The 792-nt window shown below is 65.9% G+C and carries 1 pseudogene; it reads left to right on the forward strand.

Annotated features, from left to right (window positions below):
- Positions 1–792 (forward strand): annotated as a pseudogene (locus tag N7590_RS22095) (phage tail protein); the annotation flags it as partial.

The raw sequence follows: 792 nt of genomic DNA on the forward strand, positions 1-792 counted from the left end.
CATTCCGCTGTACAGCAACTCTGGCAGCGTCGACGGTGGTGTGATCCTGGACACCAGCAGCGACCCCAAGCACACGCCCAGCAACTGGGTTCAGCGCACCAGCTCCGCCGGCGCGATCCGCCTGCAGGTGAACATGGATTTCCGCATCTTCGATGCGGACAAGAAGGGCCGCGACTACGAGAACCGCGAGCAGATCCAGATCCAGTACCGCGCAGTGGGCGAGGGCGGCTGGCGTGTGTTCGGCAACTACACCGTGGCCGGTCGGACGCAGAAGTCCCGGCGCGCGACCTATGGCCTCGATGTTCCGGCCGGCCAGTACGAGGTGCGGGTCCGCACTGCGGGCCTGAACACCGACGGGAACAACGCGCAGGCCAGCTTCAGCTGGACCAACCTTGTCAGTGTGCTGCCTGACACGGCCAGTTATGACGGCATCCCGCGCATCGGCATCCGCATGAAGGCGTCCGGGCAGCTCAACGGCAGCCCCGACGAGCTGCGCTGTGTTGCACATTCCTTCCCGATCCCGGTGTGGAAGGGTGACGCCATCGGCTGGATCACCGAGGAAAGCAGCAACCCGGGCGCACAGATCCTGGCCTACGCCCGCGGCATCAAGTCGCCGCAGGGCGTTCGGATTGCCGGCATGGGCCTGCCCGACAGCCAGATCGACGTGGAGGCGCTCAAGGCCTTCATGCTGCACTGCGCGGCCAATGGCTTCACCTACGACTACCAGGTGGCCGAGAAGCGCAACCACCAGGCGGTGATGGACGCGGTCGCGCTGGCCGGCTTCGGCCAGAT

It is taken from the genome of Stenotrophomonas sp. GD04024, assembly GCF_029837545.1.
In the GTDB taxonomy this organism is placed as follows: domain Bacteria; phylum Pseudomonadota; class Gammaproteobacteria; order Xanthomonadales; family Xanthomonadaceae; genus Stenotrophomonas; species Stenotrophomonas forensis.